The organism is Geodermatophilus sp. SYSU D00703 (genome assembly GCF_054050155.1).
This window is the reverse complement of the sequence record NZ_JBJGYU010000007.1, coordinates 141680-161202: the sequence shown is the minus strand read 5'-3', so window position 1 is coordinate 161202 and position 19523 is coordinate 141680. Positions and strand designations below refer to the sequence as shown.

Annotated in this window: 13 protein-coding genes and 1 pseudogene; 9 read left to right on the top strand and 5 right to left on the bottom strand. The window is 74.2% G+C overall.

The window, feature by feature from the left end; genetic code table 11:
- Positions 1 to 150 precede the first annotated feature (150 nt).
- Positions 151 to 3141 (bottom strand): FG-GAP-like repeat-containing protein, encoded by a 2991-nt coding sequence (locus tag ACI782_RS10465; protein WP_456908805.1) that lies wholly within the window; start codon positions 3139 to 3141, stop codon positions 151 to 153.
- 278 nt (positions 3142 to 3419) lie between these two features.
- Here ACI782_RS10465 and ACI782_RS10460 point away from each other — a divergent pair, with 278 nt between their 5' ends.
- A complete protein-coding gene (locus ACI782_RS10460) occupies positions 3420 to 4124 on the top strand; it encodes a DUF4333 domain-containing protein (protein ID WP_456908803.1) in 705 nt (234 codons plus the stop codon).
- 59 nt (positions 4125 to 4183) lie between these two features.
- Here ACI782_RS10460 and ACI782_RS10455 read toward each other — a convergent pair whose 3' ends face one another.
- A complete protein-coding gene (locus ACI782_RS10455) occupies positions 4184 to 5230 on the bottom strand; it encodes an LLM class flavin-dependent oxidoreductase (protein WP_456908801.1) in 1047 nt (348 codons plus the stop codon).
- Positions 5231 to 5429: 199 nt separating this feature from the next.
- On the opposite strand from ACI782_RS10455, the gene ACI782_RS10450 reads away from it, so the two are divergent.
- Positions 5430 to 7385: a putative bifunctional diguanylate cyclase/phosphodiesterase gene (locus ACI782_RS10450; RefSeq protein ID WP_456908799.1), complete on the top strand. Its 1956-nt coding sequence runs from the start codon at positions 5430 to 5432 to the stop codon at positions 7383 to 7385.
- Positions 7386 to 7392: 7 nt separating this feature from the next.
- Here the strand turns inward: ACI782_RS10450 and ACI782_RS10445 are convergent, their stop codons facing one another.
- Entirely contained in the window at positions 7393 to 8187 is a 795-nt protein-coding gene (locus ACI782_RS10445) for an SGNH/GDSL hydrolase family protein (RefSeq protein WP_456908797.1), read from the bottom strand.
- A gap of 145 nt (positions 8188 to 8332) precedes the next feature.
- On the opposite strand from ACI782_RS10445, the pseudogene ACI782_RS10440 reads away from it, so the two are divergent.
- A pseudogene (locus tag ACI782_RS10440) lies at positions 8333 to 8626 on the top strand (transglutaminase-like domain-containing protein); the annotation flags it as partial.
- A gap of 126 nt (positions 8627 to 8752) precedes the next feature.
- Entirely contained in the window at positions 8753 to 9280 is a 528-nt protein-coding gene (locus ACI782_RS10435; RefSeq protein ID WP_456908795.1) for an NUDIX domain-containing protein, read from the top strand.
- On the opposite strand, the gene ACI782_RS10430 is transcribed toward ACI782_RS10435, so the two are convergent.
- Together ACI782_RS10430 and ACI782_RS10425 are read right to left on the bottom strand one after the other, a co-directional pair.
- Positions 9250 to 10491, bottom strand: a complete 1242-nt coding sequence (locus tag ACI782_RS10430; protein WP_456908793.1) for an FAD-dependent monooxygenase — start codon at positions 10489 to 10491, stop codon at positions 9250 to 9252. The genes ACI782_RS10435 and ACI782_RS10430 overlap by 31 nt on opposite strands.
- 43 nt (positions 10492 to 10534) lie before the next feature.
- Positions 10535 to 11959, bottom strand: coding sequence for a dihydrolipoyl dehydrogenase family protein (locus ACI782_RS10425; protein WP_456908791.1), 1425 nt, complete (start codon positions 11957 to 11959; stop codon positions 10535 to 10537).
- Between the two features lie 36 nt (positions 11960 to 11995).
- Between ACI782_RS10425 and ACI782_RS10420 the strand changes: the two genes are divergently transcribed.
- The 5 genes from ACI782_RS10420 (at position 11996) to ACI782_RS10400 (ending at position 19463) form a co-directional block, all read left to right on the top strand.
- Positions 11996 to 12508: a flavin reductase family protein gene (locus ACI782_RS10420; protein ID WP_456908789.1), complete on the top strand. Its 513-nt coding sequence runs from the start codon at positions 11996 to 11998 to the stop codon at positions 12506 to 12508.
- Positions 12509 to 12587: 79 nt separating this feature from the next.
- On the top strand, positions 12588 to 15191 hold the full coding sequence (locus tag ACI782_RS10415) for a bifunctional FO biosynthesis protein CofGH (RefSeq protein ID WP_456908787.1): 2604 nt from the start codon (positions 12588 to 12590) through the stop codon (positions 15189 to 15191).
- Positions 15192 to 15409: 218 nt separating this feature from the next.
- Positions 15410 to 16057 carry a haloacid dehalogenase-like hydrolase gene (locus tag ACI782_RS10410; RefSeq protein WP_456908785.1) on the top strand — a complete coding sequence of 216 codons (648 nt, stop codon included), beginning with the start codon at positions 15410 to 15412 and terminating at the stop codon, positions 16055 to 16057.
- 44 nt (positions 16058 to 16101) lie between these two features.
- On the top strand, positions 16102 to 17127 hold the full coding sequence (locus ACI782_RS10405; RefSeq protein WP_456908783.1) for an NADPH:quinone reductase: 1026 nt from the start codon (positions 16102 to 16104) through the stop codon (positions 17125 to 17127).
- Between the two features lie 764 nt (positions 17128 to 17891).
- Positions 17892 to 19463: a UDP-glucose dehydrogenase family protein gene (locus tag ACI782_RS10400; RefSeq protein WP_456908781.1), complete on the top strand. Its 1572-nt coding sequence runs from the start codon at positions 17892 to 17894 to the stop codon at positions 19461 to 19463.
- Positions 19464 to 19523 lie beyond the last annotated feature (60 nt).

Genomic DNA, 19523 nt, shown 5'->3' with positions numbered 1-19523 from the left:
CAAGTGTACGGTGAATATAATAAGAGGGACCAACCAACGCACGCCCCCCCCCCCCCCCCCCCCCCCCCCCCCCCCCCCCCCCCCCCCCCCCCCCCCCCCCCCCCCCCCCCCCCCCCCCCCCCCCCCCCCCCCCCCTGGTCCGTGCCCCCGCTACAGGGCCGCGGACACGGCGACGGCGTCGGTGACCAGCAGCTCGGCGGCGTCCTCGGGCACCTTCTTCCCCCGCTGCGCCGCGACCTGCTGCTGGAAGGCGAGCAGCTGGTTGGCCGCGGTGCCCATCAGGTCGCGCGCCATCGCGGCCTCGACCGCGCTGAGCGTCTGCTCCAGGGCGCGGACCAGCCCCCGGTCGGTCAACACCCCCTCGCCGGCGAAGCGGGCGACGGTGCCCTGCAGTGAGGCGACCGTGGCCCGCACGCCGAAGACGACGGTGCGCTCCGCCGCGTTGCCGGCCGAGTCGTGCGCGACGACGGTCAGGCGGTGCTCGCCGAGGGACAGGTCGAGCAGGTCCAGCGCCTCGGCGGTCGTCGTCGTCCCGTCGAGGCTGACGGCCACCTGGGCCACGTCGCTGCGCTCGTCGGTGACCTCGACGTCGACCGGGACGACCTCGTGGTGTTCGTAGTCCGCTGCCGCGGGACTGACGATCGAGATGGTGGGCGCGATCGTGTCGACGACGGTGAACGTGACACTCGAGGAGTTCGTGTTCCCCGCGACGTCCTCGGCCGTGACCTGGAGGGTGTGCTCCCCGAGGGAGAAGGAGGACAGGTCGATCGAGGCGCCGTCCTCGACCGGTTCGCCGTCGAGCGTGATCACGGCCGCGTGGACACCGCTGAGGTCGTCGGAGACCGCCACGTCGACGGTCAACGTCTCCTCGTAGCCGTAGCTGCGCTGCCCTGGTGTGGCGATGTCGATCGCCGGCGCGACGGTGTCCTCGGCCTGCAGCGCGGCCGCGTAGTCGCCGAGGGTCATGAAGACCGCACCGGCGTCGGCCGCCAGTTGCTGGAGCTCGGTCAGGGTCTGCTGGTAGCCCGCGAACGCCACCGGGTCCAGCGCCCCCGTCCGGAAGTCCGCGTCGAAGGACGTGAGCTCGTACAGGACGGAGCAGACCCCGTAACGCTCGAAGTCGTTGCGGCAGCGATCGGCCAACGACGCCGAGGCGTACTGCTCCCAGTCCGAGTAGTCCTTGCCGTCCCGGGTCGGGGTGCACACTGCCGGGTCGTCGCAGTCCACACCGCTGTGCGCGGCCAGCCCCTGGACGTCGGTGCGCTGGCAGTCGGTCCACGACGCAGCCCCGTTGCCGCAGGCGATCTGCGACCACGGCAGGTGCACGAGACCCGTGTCGTCGACGTAGGTGAACCTCGGCGACTCGGCGTACCAGGCCGAGGCGACCCAGCGGTACCCGAGCGCCTGGATGGCCTCGCCGGCCGCATCGTCGTACGCGTCGGTCGGCGGCACGAACCCGCTCAGCTGGTGGGACGCCCGGCCGAAGTCCACGGTCTCCAGCATCGCGTCGTGGCCCACCCGCATCAGGTTGTACGACCGGGCGGCGTCCATGCCGCAGTCGAACTCCGCCGCCGAGGACCCGTGCTCCTCGACGTAGGGCACGTAGACGCAGGTGTGGTACGTGCCGTGCTGGACCGCCTCGAAGTTCGGGTTGTCGATCACCTCGTCGAGGTACGCCGAGCCCCGGGCGGCGCCGAACCGCGGAGCGTCCCAGGGGATCACCGCGAGGCTGAAGGGCAGGCCGCGGGCGAGCGACTCGCCCACCAGCGCCTCCGCGATCTCCTGCCGGTATCCCACCGACATGGCATCCGCCCGCTGGGTGATGACCGGCTTGCGGCCCCAGCCGATCCGGTCTGCCATCTGCACCTCGTGGGACCCGGCTCCCGGGTGGTCCCTCCGGTCGTCACGGGCGTCACAGCGGTCCCCGCGTCCGTCCCCGTCGCCATCGCCCTGGTCGGGGTTCGGCGTCCACGGGCAGTTGTCGGCACCGTCCGCGGTGGCATCGCCGTCGTCGTCCGGGTCGCAGGCGTCCCCGGCGCCGTCGTCGTCGGTGTCCAGCTGAGCCGGGTTGGCGTTGTCCAGCTCCAGGTCCGGCTCGTTCGGTGTCGTCGGGCAGTTGTCCAGCGAGTCCGAGAGCCCGTCGGCGTCGGTGTCCGGCGCCTCGCCGTGCAGCATCGTCACCGGGTTGGCGACGAACGCGGAGTGGAAGCCGCGGAGGAGGTCGAGGTACCCGTCGCCGTCCCAGTCGGTCGCGTCCACCACGTTGTGGACCAGGCCGGGCAGGCTCGTCGACGTGCAGGACCGGAACACCGGGGTGGCGTCGGTCCCGCTGTTGAGGCACTGCCGGAGGGAGAACTGCTGCGTGCTGCCCTCCCGCGCTCCGGCGACGAGGAGGTCCCGCCTGCCGTCGTCGTCGACGTCGACGACAGTCGGCTCGAAGTAGGTCTCTGTCCCGAGCCCGGAGGTCGACCGGGACACCACCGTTCGCGCGTCCGCGAGGACCGGCGCCGTGGCCGTCCCGACGTTGGCGTAGAGCCGGACGGCCTTCTCGGTCGCCACACCGCCGGTGCCGACCAGCAGGTCTGCGTCGCCGTCGCGGTCCCAGTCGACGACCTCCGGGGAGACGTAGGCGGTGCTGCTGCCGGTCGTCCCCCCGACCAGTGCGCCGCTGGTCGTGCGCAGCTGCCGGCAGCTGCCGCCGTCGACCCCTCCCGCGGAACCGGTGGCCGCCGTGAGGCAGACATGGATGCCCTTGCTGCCGTCCTGCGTGCCGAACAGCAGGTCGGGCCTACCGTTCCCATCCCAGTCGGCGACGGCCGGCCGGACGAAGGTCACGGGGCCGGCCACGGACGACGCCGAGCCCGCGCCGAACGCCGACACCGGTGGCCCGAGGCTCCCGTCAGGGCGCCGGGTGGCCACCGCGACCCCGCCGAACTGCTCGGTGGTGCGCAGACCGACCAGGAGGTCGTCCCGCCCGTCCCCGTCCCAGTCCGCGACGGTCGGCGCCGGGGCGTGGTCCTTCGCCAACGCGACCAGGTCCACCATCGTGTCGTACTCCCACGGAACCGGCGCCGCGCTCACCGGCCGCTGCCCCGAGACCCCCATCGCCGCGACGAGGCCGAGCCCCGTCAGCAGCGTCACCACCCGCACGCGCCACCGCGTGCGCTCGACACGTCCGTGCACTCCGCGCCCCCGTACGTCCGTCGAACCGATGCCTCTCCGCGCCTGAAGACGACGCGGCCGGGATCACAGTAAGCAGACACTGACGCTCCGCAGTTGGAACGACTGCAGTGCGTGTTCTCACACCCGCGAACGCCCGGCTTGGGCCGGTCTGCAAGTCGGCCACCAGAGCGCGACAAGTGCGGCGAAAGGCCTCCCCACCAGGCTCCTCCCCGAGCCCCTTGGAGGAGGAACCGACCATGACGCAGCAGATCCACGACCCCCGCTTCGGCGCCGCACAGCCGTTCCCGCCCGGCCCGCCGGCCGCGCCCCTGGGCCCGCCGACCGGCCAGCCGCCGTTCGGCCAACCGCCGTCGGGTCAGCCGCCCTTCGGCCCTCCGGCCGGCTTCGGCGCTCCGCAGCCGCCGGCACCCCGGAAGAAGACCGGCGCGATGGTCGGCAGCATCTTCGGCGTCCTGGTCCTCGCCGGCCTGGTCGTCGGCGGGATCTTCCTGTTCGGCACCACGACCATCGACAGCGCCGAGGCCGAGCGCCAGATCGCCGCGCTGACCGAGGAGCAGGTCGGCGTGGCCGCAGCCGACGTCTCCTGCCCCGAGGACGTCGAGGCCGAGGCCGGCGGCACGTTCTCCTGCACCGGCACGCTCGACGGGCAGGGCGTCTCCTTCACCGTCGAGCAGACCGACGACGAGGGCAACGTGCAGATCTCGGGCGACAACACCCTGGTCGTCGTCGCCACGGTCGAGGAGTCGCTGGCCCAGCAGGTGGGCAGCGAGGCCGGTGTCGAGGCGGTCGCCACCTGCGACGCCGACGGCCGCAGCGTGCTGGTCGACCCGGCCGGGACGCCGATCCCGTGCACCGTGACCAACGCGACGGACAGCACCGACAGCGCCGACGTCCTCGCGACGGTCGACGAGGCCGGCAACGTCAGCTACGAGTTCGCCTGACCCCACGCCGACGCCAGGCGGTGGCCCGGGGAGTTCCCGGGCCACCGCCTGGCGTGGTGTCAGTGGCCCCGCTCGGCCGGCGGCACCCAGCCGATGGCCGGGGCGACGTGCCGGACGATCGTCTCCAGCAGCCGGGCGTTGTAGTCGACGCCCAGCATGTTCGGCACCGTGAGCAGCAGCGTGTCGGCCTCACGGACGGCGGCGTCCTTCGCGAGCTCCTCGGCCAGCTGGTCGGGCTCGCCGACGTAGCTCTTGCCGAACCGGGCGCGCACCCCCTCGAGCAGGCCGACCTGGTCCTCGCCCGAGCGCTCGCCGAAGTACTGCCGGTCGAGGTCGGTGACGATCGGCATGACGCTGCGGCTGACCGACACCCGCGGCGTCCGCTCCCAGCCGGCGTCGGTCCAGGCGGCGCGATAGCGCGCGATCTGGTCGGCCTGCAGCTCGTCGAAGGGCACGCCGGTGTCCTCGCTGAGCAGGGTCGAGCTCATCAGGTTCAGCCCCTGGCGCGCGGTCCACTCGGCGGTGGCGCGGGTCCCGGAGCCCCACCAGATCCGCTCGGCCAGCCCCGGCGACTGCGGCTGGATCGGCAGCCGGCCGGTCGCGCCGCCGGTCATACGGGGGTCGGCGTCCACGACCGGCTTGCCGGCGATGGCCGCCAGGAACAGCGCGGTCTTCTGGCGGGCCAGCTCCGTGTCGGAGGAGCCCTCCGGCGGCACGTAGCCGAACGCCTCGGACCCGCGCAGCGCGGTCTCGGGTGACCCGCGGCTGACGCCGAGCTGCAGCCGGCCGTCGCTGAGCAGGTCGGTGGCCGCGGCTTCCTCGGCCATGTAGAGCGGGTTCTCGTAGCGCATGTCGATGACGCCGGTGCCGATCTCGATCCGGCTGGTCCGCGCGGCGATGGCGGCCAGCAGCGGGAACGGCGAGGCCAGCTGCCGGGCGAAGTGGTGCACGCGCACGAAGGCGCCGTCCACGCCGAGCTCCTCGGCCGCCACGGCCAGCTCGACGCTCTGCACCAGGGCGTCCCGGCCGGTCCGCACCTGCGACCCCGGGATGGGTTGCCAGTGCCCGAAGGACAGGAACCCGATCCGCTTCTCTCCTGCGTCCACGCCCCTGCGAGCGCCGCGGGCAGCGGGTCTGTTCCCGGTCCGTGGGCACCGCACAGGGCGGTCGCCCCGGTCACGGACCCGTCCCAGCCGTCCCTCCTGCCTCAGTGCACACGGGGAATGACTCTCCGTGTCCGTTCGACCACGACTCTCCGTCGACGGGTTCCGTCACTTGACGGCTCCGGTCCCGCACCCTGTCCGGGTGACTCTGAGCGCCCCCGACGTACCGCGGCCCGGGGCGGGGACCCCCGGCCCCGCCGCCGGCTCGAGGCTCCGCGCCATCGACACCCTGCTCGCCGACCGCGGCCAGCTCTTCCGCGCCCTCTTCCTCGAGGCGCCGATCCCCAAGGCCCTCGTCGGCCTCGACGGGCACCTCCTCGTGGTCAACGAGGCGCTCTGCGAGCTCACCGGCCGTAGCCCCGAGGACATGGTCGGCCGACACGTCGACCTGCTCGCCCACCCCGACGAGGCGCCGGTCCCCGACCTCCCGCCGGACACCGAGGCCGCGCTCGACCCGTGGCTTCGGCTGGACGGCGAGCGGCGGCTGCGCCGGGCCGACGGCGAGGAGCTGTGGGCCCAGCAGTCGCACCAGGTCGTCCACACCAGCACGGGGGCGCCGCAGTTCGTCGTCCTCTCCCTGGTGGACGTCACCGACCGCCGCCGCGCCGAGGAGGACCTGGTCCGGCGGGCGTTCACCGACCCGCTCACCGGGCTGCCCAACCGCCGGGCACTGGGCGACCGCCTCAACCACGCGCTGGCGCTCTCCCGCCGGCGGGGGCTGCAGGTCGGGCTGGTGCACCTCGACCTCGACCGGTTCCAGGCGGTCAACGACGTCCTCGGGCACGAGGCGGGCGACCAGCTGCTCACGCAGGTCGCCGACCGGTTGCGCTGGAGCACGCGGGTCGAGGACACCGCGGTCCGGCTCGGCGCCGACGAGTTCCTCATCCTCGCCGAGGACGTCGAGGACCTCGAGGGCCTGCGCGCGCTCGCCGACCGGCTGCTGTCGGTGCTCGACGACCCGTTCCTCATCGGGGAGCGCGAGATCGTGCTGTCGGCCAGCGTCGGCCTCACCCTCGGCTCCGACGTCGCCCCCGACGACCTGCTGCGGCAGGCGCACAACGCCCTCACCCGCGCCAAGACCGACGGCAGCCGGGCCCGCATCGAGGTGCACGACGGGGTGCTCAGCGACAGCGAGGTCGACGCGCTCCAGCTGGAGGCCGACCTGCGGCACGCCCTGGAGTCAGACGAGCTGCGGCTGTTCTACCAGCCGATCGTGTCGCTCTCGGACGAGACGCTGCTCGGCTACGAGGCGCTCATCCGCTGGCAGCACCCGACCCGCGGGCTGCTGCCCCCGGGCGCGTTCCTCGACGCTGCCGAGAACAACCGGCTGACCTCCAGGCTCGGCGCCTGGGTCCTGCGGCAGGCCTGCATGGACGCCGCCGGCTGGCCGGCCGGCCTGCGGGTCCACGTCAACGTCTCCGCCCGCCACCTCGCCGAGCCCGGCTTCGCCGACCTGGTCGCCGAGGCGCTGGCCGAGTCGGGGCTGCCGCCCGAGCGGCTGGAGCTGGAGATCACCGAGTCGACGGCGCTGTTCGCCGCCGAGGCCACGCTGCAGGCGGTGTCGGAGGTGACCGACGCCGGCGTCACCCTCGCCCTCGACGACTTCGGCACCGGCTACTCCGCCATCACGGCGCTGCACCGGCTGCCCATCCACACGGTCAAGATCGACCGCTCCTTCGTCGCCGACGTGGTCACCGAACCCTCCACCGCGGCGCTGGTGCAGGGCCTGGTCCAGCTCGGCCTGGGCATGGGGCTGCAGGTCATCGCCGAGGGCATCGAGGACCTCGACCAGGCGCAGTGGCTGCGCGAGCACGGCTGCGCGATGGCCCAGGGCTACGCGTTCGGCCGCCCCGCGCCGCTGCCCGGCGCCGCCCCGACGCCCGAGGAGGTCGAGCTGGCCAGCACGCTGCCGCCGGGCACGGTCACCGTCGAGGACGTGCTGGCCGCCGAGGAGCCGGCCGAGCCCGGCGCCGACCAGCCGGCGACCCGGCTGATGAGCGTCGAGGAGCTGACCGCCGAGGGGCTGGCCGCGCACGACCTCCCCGGGCGCGACCTCGCCGCCCCGGACCCCGAGGAGCGGCCCGCCGACCCGGAGTGACCGGCGCTCAGGCGCGCGGCAGGGCCAGCGGGACCGGTCGCTTGGCTGCGCGGCCGTCCCCGGAGGACCGCCCGCGCAGCCGGCGGCCGAGCCACGGGGCGACGAAGCCGCGCACCCAGGCGGCCTCCTCGGCCAGCGCCGCCCGCAGCGCGCGCTGCGGCTGCGGCGGCAGCGGCATGCGCCAGTCGTCGCCGACCGGCAGCCCGAGCGCGGTCGCGGCGGCCAGCGCCGTCCGGCGGTGCCCCTCGTCGGTGAGGTGGATGCGGGTGGTGTCCCACATCCGCCAGTCCTGGATCCAGTCGGCACCCCACTGGTCGAGGACGACGGCGCCGTGCCGGGCCGCGATCGACCACAGCGAGGCGTTGAAGACGGCGACCCGCCCCCGCGTGCGGCGGATGATCGGCGTCTGCCGGGGGTCGACGCCGGTCGCCAGCAGCACGTAGGCGCCCGCGCCCCGGAACCGCGCCACGGCGTCCTCCAGGGTGGCTGCCAGCCGGTCGGGGTGCGCGCCCGGGCGCAGCAGGTCGTTGCCGCCGGCGACCAGGCTGACCAGGTCCGGCCGTGCGGCCAGGGCCACCGGCACCTGCTCCTCGACCACCTGCCCCAGCAGCCGGCCGCGGACGGCGAGGTTGGCGTACTCCAGGTCGCCGTCGGCCGCGGCCGCCAGGTGCTCGGCCAGCCGGTCGGCCCAGCCGCGGTACTCCCCGGGGTGTTCCGGGTCGGGATCGGCCAGCCCCTCGGTGAAGGAGTCGCCGAGGGCGACGTAGCGGCGCCAGGTCGTACGGGTGGGCTCGAGCTGCACGCCCCCACTCCAGCACGGCTCCCGCGGCCGGGCCGGTCGCGGGGTGGTGACCGCACCCACACCCCGCCCGACCTGCGACGACGCGACCACGGGGGCATGCGGACCGACGTCGCGGCGACCATGACGCGCCAGCCGCCGGTCGACACCGCCGTCGACGCTATTGACCGGGAGGGGCGTGTGCCGCGACTACGCGCACCTGACCGTCAGCCTGCTGCGCGCGCTGGAGGTGCCGGCCCGGCTGGTCGCGGTCTACGCCCCGGGACTGGACCCGATGGACTTCCACGCCGTCGCGAGGCCGACGTCGACGGCACCTGGCACGCGGTGGACGCGACCCGGCTGGCGCCGCTGCGCTCGCTGGTGCGCATCTGCTCGGGCCGGGACGCCGCCGACACCGCGTCCCTCACGACGCTGGGCGGGGTGGCCCGGTTCGAGTCGATGACGGTCACCGCCACCGTCGAGGGGGAGTTCCCGCTGACCACCACGGCGCCGCCCCGCTGCCCTGAAGGAGGACCACCCTGCCCCCCACCGCTCGCAGGCTCGCGGCGGGCCCCTGCAGGATGGCCGTGTGCGGACGACGAGCAGCCGGGAGGTGTACCGCAACCCGTGGATGCGGGTGCGGGAGGACACCTTCGAGCTCGCGGACGGGACGCCCGGCCTCTACGGCGTGGTGGAGAAGTCCCACTTCGCCCTCGTGCTGCCCTACACCGACGGCGGGTTCTGGCTGGTCGAGCAGTTCCGCTACCCGATCGGCCGGCGGGCCTGGGAGTTCCCGCAGGGCACCTGGACCCCCGGCACCACCGGCGACCCCGAGGTGCTGGCCCGCGCCGAGCTGGCCGAGGAGACCGGCCTGCGCGCCGGGTCCGTGCGCCACCTCGGCCACCTCGACCTCGCGCCGGGGCTGTCCACCCAGGAGTTCGACGTCTGGCTGGCCACCGACCTCACCGCCGGGCCGACCGCGCAGGAGGCCACCGAGGCCGACATGCGGCAGGCCTTCGTGCCCGAGCCCGAGCTGCGTGCGATGGTCCGGTCGGGCCGGTTGACCGACGGGCCGAGCCTGGCCGCCTACGGCCTGCTGCTGCTCGACCGCGGCTGAGCGCCCAAGGGCAGGTCACCGGAGTCCGGCCAGCGCCCCCGGGAGCCGTACCAGCGCCGCGCGGCGCGGACCCGGCGTCCGGCGGCCCGGACCGCGCCGAGCTGGCCGACCCGGTGCAGCGGTCGCTGGCGCCGGAGCTGGGCCTCGGTCCGGCGCCCGCTCTTCCCGTAGACGAAGGCGAGCACGTCCCGGTCGAGCTGACCGTCGAGGCCCTCCCACCGCTCGGCGCGGCGCCGGGCCGCGTCGACCGTGCGGTTGGCCCTCGGCCGGCGCCGCTGGTCGTACGCCGCCGGCCCGGCGACCGGATCGAGGCGGGCGTCGGCGAGGGCACGGGCGAGGACCGCGGCGTCGGTGACGGCCAGCCGTGTGCCGGAGGCGTAGGTGAAGTGCGCGCAGTGCGCGGCGTCCCCCATGAGGACGATGCCGTCGCGCAACCACGTCCGGTTGGTCAGGTGCGCGAAGGTCTGCCACGATCCCGGGTCCTCCTGCGTGCGGCCGACCAGCGGACGCCCGCGCAGCGTCCTCGCGAAGACCTCCGACAGCAGCCGCAGCCCGTCGTCGCTGGGCATCCTGTCCAGCCCGAGGCCCCCCCACGTCTCCGGTGCGCACTCGACCACGCAGGTGCTGGAGCGGGGGCTCGAGGGATAGGCGTGCATCCAGATCCAGCCGGCCGGCGTCCGCTCGAAGGGAAAGGTCAGGCGCGGGAACACGTGGTCGGTCCCGAGCCAGAGGTAGCGGTTGCGGCCGGAGGTGACCTCGGTGCCGAAGTCCGCCCCGAACTGCCGCCGGATGCGGCTGCCCACCCCGTCGGCGGCCACGACCAGGTCTGCGTCCCCGGCCGCCGCGACGTCTCGCACGTCGCGACCGAACTCGACCTCCGCGCCGAGGTCGACGGCGCGCTGCGCGAGGACGTCGACCAGAGCCGCGCGCTCGAGCGCGGAGCGGAAGTGCGGCCGGTACACCGGGTGGCCGCGCACCACCCACTCCTGCTCGTCCCAGGTCACCGACCGGGCCCGGATCGCGCGGGCACTCGGCGGGTCGTTGGCGAACAGCAGGTCCAGCATCCGGTCGGAGTAGGTCACACCCCACCCGGTCGTGGCGCCGGGCGTGTTCCGCTCGACCACCCGTACCCGGATGCCCGGGTCCCGCCTGCGGGCGCAGATGGCGAAGTACAGCCCGGCCGGCCCGCCGCCGACGCAGACGACGTCCATGCGTCCCGAGGATGAACCGGCAGCCCCGGACCGGACAAGGCGGTCAGCCGCGGTAGGACTCCAGCAGCCGCAGCCAGATCTCGCTCGTCGTCGGGAAGGCCGGGACGGCGTGCCACAGCCGGGCGATCGGCACCTCCCCGGCGACCGCGATCGTCGCCGCGTGCAGCAGGTCGGCCACGCCGGGGCCGACGAAGGTGACCCCCAGCAGCACCTCCCGCTCGGGGTCGACCAGCGCCACCGCCGTTCCCTGGTAGCCGTCGGCGCACAGCCGCGCCCCGGCGACGTCGCCGAGGTCGTACCGCACGACCCGGTGCGCCACGCCGTCCCGCTCGGCCTGTGCCCGCGTGAGCCCGACCGTGGCCACCTGCGGGTCGGTGAAGACCACCGCCGGGGTGGCCAGCCGGTCAGCGGTCGCGGTGAACGGCGACCAGTCGGCCAGCGGCACCCGCTCCCCCCGGGCGCGGGCGACGATGGCGGCGCCGGCCTGCCGGGCCTGGTACTTGCCCATGTGGGTGAGCTGCCGCCGGCCGTTGACGTCGCCGACCCCGTACAGCCACGGCCGGCCGCGCACCTGCAGCGAGTCGTCGACGTCGAGGTACTCGCCGGGCGCCAGGCCGACGGTGTCGATCCCGATGTCGCCGGTGCGCGCCCGCCGGCCCACCGCGACGAGCACCTCGTCGCCGCGTACCTCGCCGGAGGTGCACTGCAGCACCACGTCGTCCCCCTCCCGGCGCGCCGCGGCCACGTCGGTGCCCAGCCGGACGTCGACCCCCCAGCCGCGCAGCGCGGCGGCGACCGCGTCGCCGGCCTCGGGCTCCATGTCGTCGAGCAGCCGGTCGGCGCGCTGCAGCACGGTGACCTGCGCGCCGAGCGCCTGCCACGCGGTGGCCATCTCGCAGCCCACGTAGCCCCCGCCCACGACCAGCAGCCGGCCGGGGACCTCCTTGGCGCTCGTCGCCTCCCGCGGCGTCCAAGGCCCGACGTCGGCCAGGCCGTCCACCGGCGGGACGGCGGCCTCCGACCCGGTGCAGACCGCGACCGCGTGCCGGGCGGTCAGCCGGGTCGTGGCGCCGTCCGGCGTGAGGACGACGACGGTGCGCTCGCCGTCGAGCCGGCCGACGCCGCGGACCAGGTCGATGCCCGCGCCGCGCACCCACCGGGCCTGGCCCGAGTCGTCCCAGTGCGCGGCGAAGTCGTCGCGGCGGGCCAGCGTGGCGGCGACGTCCTGCTCGCCGGTGACGGCCTGCCGGGCGCCGTCCACCGCGCGCGCGGCCGCCAGCGCCTCGGTGCCCCGCAGCAGCGCCTTGCTCGGCATGCACGCCCAGTACGAGCACTCACCGCCGAGGAGGTCGACCTCGACGAGGGCGGCGGTCAGCCCGCCCCGGACGACGACGTCGGCGACGTTCTCCCCCGTCGACCCGCCCCCGAGGACGACGACGTCGTAGGTCTTCTCGTCTGCGCTGCTCACGCCCTGGATCTTCGTCGGTGTGGTCGACTGGCCGCCATGCCGGTCGACCCCGCCACGTTCGCCGAGGCCCTCCGCCAGTACGCCGCCGGGGTGTGCCTGCTGACCGTGCGCGACGACATCGACGACGTCGGGACGACGGTCTCCTCGGTCATGAGCGTCTCGGCCGCACCCCCGCTGGTGGCGGTGGGTCTGGCGGCGGACGGCTACCCGGCGGAGGTGCTCGAGGCGGTCGGCCGGTGCGCGCTCACCGTGCTCGCCGCGCCGCAGGCGATCCTCGCCAGCCGCTTCTCCTCCGCCGGGCGGCCCGGCGCGCGGCACCTGCTCGAGTCGGCGCCGTGGAGCCGGGCCGCCGGCAGCGGCGCGATCGTCCTCGACGAGGCGGCGGCGGCGCTGGACTGCCGGCTCGACCGCGTGGTCGAGGCCGGCGACCACGTGCTCGCCCTCCTCGAGGTGGTGGACGTGCCGGTGCTGGACGCCGGCGCCGTCCCGCTGGTGCGGCTGCGCGGCCGGTACGTGGAGGGCACCGGCGGGCCGGCCGGCCGGGCGTGATGCCGGCCCCCGTGCCGGGTCGCGCCGCGAGCGTGCGAGCCGTGGGGGCACGGGAGCCCTTCCACTAGCGTCGGCCGCGATGACCGAGCCGCTCGTTCCCACCGACTCCGCCGTCCGCCGCGCGCTGGCCCGCGCCGAGCGGGGGGTGACGCTGGACGCCACCGAGGCCGAGGTCCTGCTGTCCGCGCGCGGCCTGGCTCTCGGGGAGCCGCTGGACCGGCTGCTGACCGCGGCGTCCCGGGTGCGGGACGCCGGGCTGGCCTCGGCCGGGCGGGCGGGGGTGGTGACCTACAGCCGCAAGGTGTTCATCCCGCTGACCCACCTGTGCCGGGACCGCTGCCACTACTGCACGTTCGTCACCACGCCGGGGCAGCTCCGGAGGGCCGGCAAGGCACCGTTCCTCTCCCCCGACGAGGTGCTCGACATCGCGCGGGCGGGAGCGGCGCTGGGGTGCAAGGAGGCGCTGTTCACCCTGGGCGACCGGCCGGAGGCGCGCTGGCCGGTGGCGGCCGAGTGGCTGGAGGCGCACGGGTTCGACTCCACCCTGGCCTATCTGCGGGCGATGGCGATCCGGGTGCTGGAGGAGACCGGGCTGCTGCCGCATCTCAACCCCGGGGTGCTGTCCTGGGAGGAGATCCAGCGGCTCAAGCCGGTGGCGGCCTCGATGGGCATGATGCTGGAGACCACCGCCACGCGGCTGTGGGCGACCCCGGGCGGCCCGCACTTCGGCTCGCCGGACAAGGAGCCCGCGGTGCGGCTGCGGGTGCTGGAGGACGCCGGCCGCTCCGCGGTCCCGTTCACCACCGGGGTGCTGCTGGGCATCGGGGAGAACGCCCCCGAGCGGGTCGAGGCGATCGGCGCCATCCGCGCGGCGCACGCCCGGCACGGGCACGTGCAGGAGGTGATCGTGCAGAACTTCCGGGCCAAGCCGCGCACGGCGATGGCCGCCGCGGACGACCTGGGACTGCAGGAGTACGTCGCCGCCGTGGCCGTGACCCGGCTGCTGCTGGGGCCGAAGGCGCGGGTGCAGGCCCCGCCGAACCTGTCCGACTCCACCGAGCTGGGCCTGCTGCTGCGCGCCGGGGTCGACGACTGGGGCGGGGTCTCGCCGCTGACGCCCGACCACGTCAACCCCGAGCGGCCCTGGCCGAACATCGACAAGCTGGCGGCGCTGTCGGCCGAGGCGGGGTTCACCCTGCGCGAGCGGCTGGCCGCCCAGCCGCGGTACGTGCTCGAGCCCGAGCCGTGGCTGGACCCACGGGTGCGCCCGCACGTGGCGGCGCTGGCCGGCCCGGACGGGCTGGCGGTCGAGGGCCGGGTCCCGGCCGGGCTGCCGTGGCAGGAGCCGGACGCCGCCTGGACCTCGTCCGGGCGGGTGGACCTGCATGTCGAGGTGGACACCGTCGGGCGCACCGCCGACCGCCGGTCGGACTTCGACGCCGTCTACGGCGACTGGGCCGACCTGCGCGCCCGCACCGAGTCGGCGCGCGACGGGCACTCGACGGCGCTGGCGGTCGGCGATCGGGAGGTGCTGGCCGCGCTGTTGCACGCCGAGACCGACCCGGCCGGGCTCTCCGACGCCGAGTACCTGACCCTGCTCGGCGCCGACGGTCCCGATCTGGAGCACCTGTGCGCGCTGGCCGACGCCGTCCGCGCCGACACCGTGGGCGAGGACGTCACCTACGTGGTCAACCGGAACATCAACTTCACCAACGTCTGCTACACCGGCTGCCGGTTCTGCGCCTTCGCCCAGCGGCGCACCGACGCCGACGCCTACACCCTCTCGCTGGCCGAGGTCGGCGACCGGGTCGACCAGGCCTGGGCGGCCGGGGCGACCGAGATCTGCATGCAGGGCGGCATCCACACCGACCTGCCCGGCACCGCCTACCTCGACCTGGCCCGTGAGGTGAAGCGCCGGCAGCCGGGCATCCACCTGCACGCCTTCTCCCCGATGGAGATCGTCAACGGCGCCGCCCGCACCGGGCTGTCGTTCGCCGAGTTCCTCACCGCGGCCAAGGAGGCCGGGCTGGACAGCGTCCCCGGCACTGCGGCGGAGATCCTCGACGACGACGTCCGCTGGGTGCTGACCAAGGGCAAGCTGCCGGCCGCCACCTGGATCGAGATCATCGCGACCGCGCACCGGATGGGCATCCCGACCACCTCCACGATGATGTACGGCCACGTCGACACCCCCGCGCACTGGGTGGCCCACCTGCGCACCCTGGCGGCGGTGCAGGACGAGACCGGCGGGTTCACCGAGTTCGTGCTGCTGCCCTTCGTGCACCACAGCTCGCCGATCTACCTGGCCGGCGTCGCCCGGCCCGGGCCCACGGTGCGGGAGAACCGCGCGGTGCACGCCGTCGCCCGGCTGCTGCTGCACGGCCGCATCGCCAACATCCAGACCTCCTGGGTCAAGCTCGGCGAGGCCGGCACGAAGGCGGTGCTGACCGGCGGCGCCAACGACCTCGGCGGCACGCTGATGGAGGAGACGATCAGCCGGATGGCCGGCAGCGAGAACGGCTCGCTGAAGACCATCGCCGAGCTCGAGGCCATCGCCGCCGCCATCGGCCGCCCCGCCCGCCAGCGCACCACCGAGTACGGCACCCCCTCGGCCGAGCGGATGGCCACCGCCCGCACCGAGGAGGGCCGCCGCGCACTGACCCTGCCGATCACGCCGGTCTGACGGAGGCCCGCGTCCTCCCCACCGCTGCCGGCCTCTGGACGGATCCGGGACGCGACCGGCCGAGGTCAGCGGAGGGCGGTCACCGGGCCGCGGCGGTCCGGACGAGGACCCGGTGACGCCGCTGCCAGACCTCGTCGGGCAGCCGCCGCCCCTGGGGACGGTGGCGGAGTCCGAGAGTGCAGGTTTCCTGCGCCGGGGCACTCCGGTACTCCCCCGGCATGAGCGCGACGGTCGTGGTCGACCTGGACAAGGTGCTGCTCGGCGGGGACGCCTCGACCCTGTTCCTCGCCGGCCGGCTGCGGCAGTCGCCGCGGCGCGCGCTCCCCCTGCTGGTCCTCGCACCCCTCCTGCTGGTCGGCTCGGCGCTGCCCTGGACCCGCCCGCTGGCCGCCCGCCTGCTGACCCGCGTGGCCATCGGCCGGACCCCGGAGGGCGACGTGGCGGCGATCGCCGACGCCTACCGCCGCGCGCTCGCCCGCAAGCCGGAGGCCGCCGTCGCCGAGGCCATAGCCCGCGTGCGCGAGCACCAGCGGCAGGGGCACCGCGTCGTGGTGGCGACCGGCTGCGAGGAGACGATGGCCCGCGGCTTCCTCACCGCGCTCGGCCTCGGGGACCTCGACGTGGTCGGCTCCACCGGGTCCCTGCGGCCGCTGCGGGTGCGCCGCGTCATGGGCGACACCAAGGTCCGGGCGCTGACCGACCGCGGCCACCCGCCGCCGTGGGTCGCCGTCTACAGCGACAGCTCCTCGGACCTGCCGCTGTTCGCCGGCACCACCCGCCCGGTGCTGGTCAACGCCGGGGAGCGCGCGGTGCGGGAGGTCGCGCGGGTGCTGGGACGGCGTCCGGAGACGGTCACGTGGCGGTGACGGCCGGACCGCACGGATCCGCCCGCACCGGGTAGGGAGGACCCGTGCGAGCCATCACCTACACGCAGACCGGCGATGCCGACGTCCTCCAGCTCGTCGAGCGACCCACCCCCGAGCCCGGTCCCGGCGAGGTGCGCGTGCGCGTCGCCTTCTCCGGGGTCAACCCCACCGACTGGAAGGCCCGCAGCGGCGCGACCGCGGGCGCCGCTATCGGCCCGGACGGGCAGATCCCCCACCAGGACGGGTCGGGCACCGTCGACGCCGTCGGGGAGGGGGTCGACCCGGTGCTGGTCGGTGAGCGGGTGTGGATCTGGGAGGCGGCCTGGCAGCGACCCTCCGGCACCGCCGCGGAGTACACCGTGGTCCCGGCCCGGCACGTGGTGCTGCTCGGCGCCGGCCCGTCCTTCGAGCTGGGCGCCGCGCTGGGCATCCCGTTCCTCACCGCGCACCGCTGCCTGACCGTCGCCGAGTCGCTGCCCGACCGGCTCGGTCCCGGCTCGCTGACCGGCCACACCGTCCTCGTGCAGGGCGGCGCGGGGGCGGTGGGCAACGCCGCGATCCAGCTGGCGCGCTGGGCCGACGCCACCGTCATCGCCACGGTCAGCAGCCCCCGCAAGGCGCAGCTGGCGAGCGCCGCGGGTGCCAGCCACGTGATCGACTACCGCGAGCAGGACGTCGTCAGCGAGGTCCGCAAGATCACGACCAAGGGCGTCGACGCGGTCGTCGAGGTGGCGCCGGCGCAGAACGCCGCCGTCGACGCGCAGGTCGTCGGCCTGCACGGCGCGGTCGCGGTGTACGCCAACAACGGCGGCGACGAGGTGACGCTGCCGGTCCGCGCACAGATGGGCCCGAACGTCCGCTGGCAGTTCGTGTTCGTCTACACCGAGCCCGAGCGCGCCAAGGCGATCGCCGTCGAGGACGTCAACGCGGCCGTCCTGGACGGTGCCGTTCGGGTCGGGGAGGACGCCGGCCTGCCGCTGCACCTCTACCCGCTGGCCGAGACCGCGCAGGCGCAGCGCGCGGTCGAGGACGGCGCCGTCGGCAAGGTCCTCGTCGACGTCACCGCCTGAGCTCGTTGCGAACGACCTGAGGGAGCGCTGAGCTCCCGGCTCGAGCCACGAGGAATCCGGAGACTCGTCGGTTCCGTGGCCACTCCTGCTGCGCTCACCGGAGCGCCAGCACGTGCGCCACACCATGGGCACGGCCTCCACCTTCCCGGCTTTGTACTCGGACTCCCTCGCGGTGGGGCGCCCTCGTCTCGGCGCGCCAGTGCCTGTGGTCACCCACGTCACCACTCAGACCGACTGGGCGGCGATCCACTACACGACGCACCCTGATCACCCCGGCCGGTCACAAGGATCAAATCGCGCCTGAATTAGTCGGATCGCTGGCACGAAAAAGAGTCGCAGAGGGGTTGACGCCTTGCTTGGCAGCTACCAAGCTACGGCCCCGGGAAGACCAGGAACACAAGCCTTCCTTCGCGTCACCGCGCATATGTGAAGAGCTGCGAAGAGATCTCACGGTCACGCGTGACAGCGAGACTTTCCGGCGGGAAGCGGTTCGATGAGATCTCGCGAGATCGCTCTAGTCCCCGACAGAAGAGAGCGACCATGGAACGTCCTCATCACGATGCGGCGCGAAACGGCCGACTCCTACGAGAGGATTCGGGCCGAGTTTGTGGACCAGTCCACCGTGCCAGCACGGATTGACCCGGACCACTTGGCCACCTGAACCGGTTCCTCCGGTCACGGTGCATGCCTGTCCGCCCTCAGCCAGTGCTCGTAGACCCCGGCGTCACGGAAGCCCGCACGGCTGATGCGTCTCGTGGCAATTCGTGAGCAACGCCTGCCACCCCAATCCACAGACTCTCACCGACCCTGCACTCCTCACCGTCAGCAACGCCTCGCAGGCGCACACAGAATGCGCGCAGGCGCACACAGAATGGCACCAGGCCATGCTGGAGACCTCCCTCCCCCACAACGCGCAGGGGACCATTCCAGCCCCTTCGCGGATAGCTGTGGTCGGCAGTGGGTATGTCGGCACGGTCGTCGCTTGCTGCTTCGCCTGGCTCGGCCACCACGCAGTCGGCGTGGAATCCGACCCAAGGAGACTCGAAGCACTGGAGAGAGGTCACCTGCCGTTACACGAACCCGGCCTCGAACACCTTCTCGTGACCGGTCTGCAAAGTGGGCGTCTCCGCTTCACCGATGACTACTCCGATGCACTGCGTCAGGTGGGCGCGGTCTTCCTGTGCATCGGGACCCCGAGCGCGCCCGACGGCTCGGCCGACATGCGTGCCGTCGAAGCGGCTGCGTACGCGGTCGGGTGCGCGCTGAGCGCACCGGCCGTCCTGGTCACCAAGAGCACGGTCCCCATCGGAGGGGCGAGCCGGGTGCTGGACGTCGTGACGGGGGCGCTGCGGCGTCGGAACGGTGACGCCCCTACCGTCCGGCTCGTCCACAACCCCGAGTTCCTGCGGGAGGGGACCGCGGTCCACGACTTCCTTCACCCGGATCGGGTGGTCGCGGGCAGCGATGACGCCGACGCGCTGCAATCGGTGACCCGGCTGTACGGACCGATCCTGACCCAGTCCTTCCCCGGCGGTGAGCCCAGCCGCCTGCCGGGCTTCGTGGCCACGGACGTCGTCACCGCCGAGACGGTCAAGTACGCCTGCAACGCCTTCCTCGCGACCAAGATCAGCTTCATCAACGAGATGGCTGCCATCTGCGACCTGGTCGGGGCCGACATCGAGGACGTCGCAGTCGGGATGGGCCTCGACAGGCGCATCTCGCCGGACTTCCTCAGAGCCGGGCTCGGCTGGGGAGGATCGTGCTTCGGAAAGGACCTCTCCGCCCTCGTGACCACCGCGCGCGGCCATGGCCACGACTCCGACCTCCTGTCGGCCGCCATCCTGGTCAACGAGCGGCAGCGAGCCGCTGCGGTCCAGCGACTGGCCATGGCCCTGGGGTCGCTGGAGGGATCTCGGATCGGCCTGCTGGGACTCGCCTTCAAGCCCGGTACCGACGATGTCCGCGACGCGCCCGCCGTGGACCTGGCGGCGCGCCTCCTCGCTCTCGGCGCGACCGTGACCGCGTACGACCCGGTGGTGTCGTCAGTCGCCCTCCCTGGGCTCACCATCGCCCCCGATCCTCATGACGTCGCCGAGGACGCCGACGCCATCGTGGTGGCCACCGAGTGGCCGGACTTCCTCCTCCTGGACCTCGGTGACCTCCACCGCCGGATGCGCGGTGACGTGCTGCTGGACGGCCGGAACCTGTTCGACCGAGGTCAGGCCAGAGCCGCCGGCTTTCGCCACCTGGCCCTTGGCCGGCCTTCCCGCGACGTGGCACGGTCGCCGGTCGTCCCAGCCTGCTGGGACCAGGTCGACGTGGCGGCCGCCCCATGAGCACGCGCAGCTCTGCCCCCAGAGGCCCGATGAGGTCGCACGAGGAACCTCGGGGCCGTA